Source organism: Streptomyces sp. NPDC005808, from assembly GCF_042871385.1.
Lineage (GTDB): Bacteria > Actinomycetota > Actinomycetes > Streptomycetales > Streptomycetaceae > Streptomyces.
Map to the genome: position 1 here is coordinate 1 of NZ_JBIAIK010000040.1, position 4,969 is coordinate 4,969.

The window sequence follows — 4,969 nt, forward strand, 5'->3', positions numbered from 1 at the left end:
GCGCAGCACTGCGTACCTGGTCGGAGGCACCGACCGACACCGCACCCCGGGTCAGGCACCACAGCGGCGCCTCGACCCCCGCCGCGCCCAGCCGCTGCATCAACGAGAGGTTCGCGGCCAGGCCGGGGGAGACCCCCCGGCCCAGGGCGGCTTCGTCGATGCCCAGAAGGGACACGACACCCGATGCACCGGTATGGGCGGACAGGTCGGCGGCCCCGGCGGTGAGACGTATGACCTCGGCTCCGGCGGTGGCGAGACCTTCCTCGCACCAGTCGGCGACGTCCGCGGCACCGGCCTCGGGCACGACGAGCAGCCAACGGCCGGACAGCGTGCCGGCCGGCGGCTGTACGAGCTTCCAGGCGACGCGATAACGCCACCCATCGACCTCCGAAGCCCGGCGCCGACGGCGCCGCCACGAGGAGAGAGCGGGGAGGACTTCGCCGAGCGGGGCGTCCGCCGACAGCTCCAACTCACTGGAGAGCGCCGAGAGGTCCGCACGCTCGACGGCATCCCAGAAGTCCGCGTCCACCGGATCGGCGGCCGTGGCCCCGGGGGCCGCCTCGGGCGGCGCCGGCCAGTAACGCTCGTGCTGGAAGGCGTACGTGGGCAGGTCGATGAGGCGCGCGTCGGTCCCTTCGTAGTACGCCGTCCAGTCGACGGCCGTGCCACGGACGTGGAGCTCGGCCAGGGCGGTGACCAAGGCATCGCTCTCCGGACGGTCCTTGCGCAGGACCGGAACGAACGCCGCGCCTTCGGTGACGCAGGACTGCCCCATCGCGGAGAGGACTCCGCCGGGGCCCAGCTCCAGGTAGGTGGTGACGCCCTGGGTCTCCAGGTGCCGCATCCCGTCGAGGAAGCGGACGGCCTGGCGGACGTGGTTGACCCAGTAGTCCGCCGACAGGATGTCCTCGCCCGCGAGGTCGCCGGTGAGGTTGGAGACGATCGGGATACGGGGGGTGTGGAAGGTCAGGCCCTCGGCGATCGCCTTGAACTCGGCCAGCATGGGTTCCATGCGCGGCGAGTGGAAGGCATGACTCACCCGCAGTCGCTTGGTCTTCTCGAAGCGGGAGGCGATGGCGAGAACCGCGTCTTCGTCGCCGGAGATGACGACGGAGTCAGGGCCGTTGAGAGCGGCGATCGACACACCCTCGACCAACAGCGGCAGCACCTCGGCCTCGGTGGCCTGGACGGCCACCATCGCGCCACCCGTCGGCAACGCCTGCATCAGACGACCACGAGCCGCGACCAGCGCGGCCGCATCCTGAAGCGACCAGACACCCGCCACATGCGCAGCCGCCAGCTCGCCGATCGAATGCCCGAGCAGGTAGTCCGGGGTGACACCCCAGTGCGCGAGGAGACGGAAGAGCGCGACCTCGATCGCGAACAGGCCGGCCTGCGTGTAAACAGTCTGGTCGATCAGCTCCGAGCCACCGAAGACGATCTCCCTGACCGACTGGTCCAGATGCCGGTCCAGCTCCGCACACACCGCGTCGAAAGCATCCGCGAACACCGGATACGCCTCGTACAGTTCCCGGCCCATCTCGGCCCGCTGCGCCCCCTGCCCCGAGAACAGGAACGCCGTACGACCACCCCCGACCACACCACGCACCACACCCGGGACCGAGCGGCCCTCCGCGACCGCCCGCAGCAGCGCCTCGCGGTCCTCACCGACCACGACCGCACGGTGGTCGAAGAGACTGCGTGAGGACACCAGCGACCAGCCGATGTCGACCGGCGAGGCACCGCCCACCCGGGCGAGCAGTCGCCCGGCTTGGTCGGCCAGCGCCCGCTCCGACTTGGCCGACAGCACCCACGGCACCATCGGGAGCGCCGAGGCCGCGGCCTCGTTGAGCTCCCGGACGGCGAGGTCCGCGTCGAGGCCGACCGCACGCTCCCGCAGCGCCGCCACGGCGGCGGTCAGCTGCGCGAGGGCCGGGCCGTCCTTGCGGAGCGCCGACACCGTCAGCGCCTCGCTCTCGCCGAGGCAGGCCCTGCCCAGAGCGGTGAGCACACCGTCCGGGCCGAGCTCGACGAACTGCCCGACCTCCAGGTCGCGGAGGGAACGCATTCCGTCGAGGAAGCGGACGGCCTGGCGGACATGCCGCACCCAGTAGTCGGCGGTCAGCAGGTCCTCGTCGGCGAGATGGCCGGTGACGTTAGAGACGATCGGGATACGGGGGGTGTGGAACGTCAGACCGTCGGCGACGGTCCTGAACTCGGCGAGCATGGGTTCCATGCGCTGCGAGTGGAAGGCGTGACTGACCCGCAGCCGCGCCGACCGGCCGAATCGGGCGGCCACCGCCAGGACCGCGTCCTCGTCGCCCGAGACGACCACCGACGACGGGCCGTTGACGGCCGCGATGGAGACACCCTCGGTCAGCAGGGGCAGTACGTCCGCCTCCGGCGCCTTGAGCGCGACCATCGCGCCGCCGGCCGGCAGCGCCTGCATGAGTCGGCCTCGGGCCGCGACGAGCGATGCCGCGTCCTCCAGGGACCAGACGCCGGCGACGTGCGCGGCGGCCAGCTCACCGATGGAGTGGCCGAGCAGGTAGTCGGGCGTGATCCCCCAGTGTTCGACGAGCCGGAAGAGCGCCACCTCGACGGCGAACAGGCCCGCCTGGGTGTAGACAGTCTGGTCGAGCAGCTCGGAGTCGCCGAAGACGATCTCCTTCGCCTGCCGGTCCAGGTGCTTGTCGAGCTCCGCGCACACGGCGTCGAAGGACTCGGCGAACACCGGGAAGCCCTCGTACAGTTCGCGGCCCATGCCGACGCGCTGCGCGCCCTGGCCCGAGAACAGGAACGCGGTCCGGCCGGCGGCCGTCGGAACGGCCGGGGCCGGCAGAGCCAGTCCCTGGTCGTATCCGTCGGGCGACTCCTCGACGATCACGTGCGCGTTCGTCCCGCTGATGCCGAACGAGGAGACGCCGGCCCGGCGCGGCGCGTCGCCCGCCGGCCACGCGACCGGCTCGGTGAGCAGTTCCACGGCGCCCGCCGACCAGTCAACGTGCGTGGACGGCTCGTCGACGTGGAGCGTCTGCGGCAGCACGCCGTGGCGCATGGCCATGACCATTTTGATGATGCCGGCGACGCCCGCGGCGGCCTGGGTGTGGCCGATGTTCGACTTGATCGAGCCGAGGAGCAGCGGCTTGTCCGCAGGTCGCTCCTGGCCGTAGGTGGCGAGCAGCGCCTGGGCCTCGATCGGGTCGCCCAGCTTCGTGCCCGTGCCGTGCGCTTCGACCACGTCGACCTGGTCGGCGGACAGTCCCGCGCTGGCAAGGGCCCGGCGGATCACCCGCTGCTGCGAGGGACCGCTCGGGGCGGTCAGGCCGTTGGACGCGCCGTCCTGGTTGACGGCCGAGCCACGGACCACCGCGAGGACGCGGTGACCGTTGCGCCGGGCGTCGGACAGGCGCTCGAGCAGCAGGACGCCCACGCCCTCGGACCAGGCGGTGCCGTCGGCGGCGTCCGCGAACGCCTTCACCCGGCCGTTCGGGGCCAGGCCCCGCTGCTTGCTGAACTCGATGAAGCTGCCGGGCGTGGCCATGACGGTCGCGCCGCCGGCGAGGGCCAGCGAGCACTCGCCCGAGCGGAGCGCCTGCGCCGCCAGGTGCAATGCGACCAGCGAGGACGAGCAGGCCGTGTCGACGGTAACCGCCGGACCCTCCAGGCCCAGGGTGTACGAGACCCGGCCCGAGACCACGCTGCCCGCGGACCCGGTGGTGAGGAAGCCCTCGACGCCCTCCGGGACCTCGACCAACTGCGCGACGTAGTCGTGGTACATGAGACCCGCGTACACGCCGGTCTGGCTGCCGCGCAGAGTCGCCGGGTGGATGCCCGCGTACTCGACGGCCTCCCAGGACGCCTCGAGGAGCAGCCGCTGCTGCGGGTCCATGGCCAGGGCCTCACGCGGCGAGATCCCGAAGAACACCGGATCGAACTCGGCTGCCGTGTGCAGGAAGCCGCCCTCCGTCGCGTACGACGTACCGGTGCGGTCCTCACCCTGCTCGAAGAGGCGTCCGACGTCCCATCCGCGGTCCGTCGGCAGCGGGGAGATGGCGTCGCCGCCATTGCCCACCAGCTGCCACAGGTCCTCGGGGCCGGCCACCCCGCCGGGGTAGCGGCAGCTCATGCCGATGATGACGACCGGGTCGTCGGTTCCGACGGCCGTCGGAACCGAGGCACCGCTCCGCTGCGCCTCGGCGCCGCCCGTGCTCTCCACCGCGATGTGCACGGCGAGGGCAGCCGGGTTGGGGTAGTCGAAGACGAGTGTCGCGGGCAGGCGGAGGCCGGTGACCTTGCCGAGGCGGTTGCGGAGTTCGACGGCGGTGAGGGAGTCGAAGCCGAGTTCGGTGAAGGCGCGCTCGGCGGGGACGGCGTCCGCGGAGGTGTGGCCGAGGACGGCCGCGACCTCGGTGCGCACGATCCCCAGCACCAGCCGGACCCGCTCCTCGGCACCGACGGCCAGCAGCTGCTGGACGAAGCCGGAGGAGTGGCCGGTGCCCGCCCGGGCCGTGCGCCGGTTCGGCGTACGGACCAGGCCGCGCAGCAGGTACGGGACGACCGGCGCCGAGCGGAACGCCGCGAGGTCCAGGCGGACCGGCACGAGCGTCGCCGCGCCCGAGCGCAGGGCGGTGTCGAAGAGCTCCAGGCCCTCCTCTGGCGAGAGGGGCGTGATCCCGCTCCGGCTCATCCGCTCCGCGTCCGCCGCGTCGAGCCGGCCGGCCATGCCGCTCTCGGCCCAGGGGCCCCAGGCGAGGGAGGTGGCGGGCAGGCCCTGGGCCTGGCGTACCTGGGCGAGTCCGTCGAGGAAGGCGTTGCCGGCCGCGTAGTTCGCCTGCCCCGCGGAGCCGAGGACTCCGGCGGCGGAGGAGAACAGGACGAAGAAGGACAGGTCGAGGCCGGCGGTGAGTTCGTGGAGGTGCCAGGCGGCGTCGACCTTTGGACGCAGTACGGCGTGGAGCCGTTCGGG

The 4,969-nt window shown here is 72.4% G+C and carries 1 protein-coding gene; it reads right to left on the minus strand.

Going from position 1 to position 4,969, the window contains the following annotated elements; translation table 11 throughout:
- Nucleotides 1-4,969 (minus strand): acyltransferase domain-containing protein (locus ACFYPC_RS36955; protein WP_391891729.1); only part of this gene is annotated, 4,969 nt, incomplete at both ends.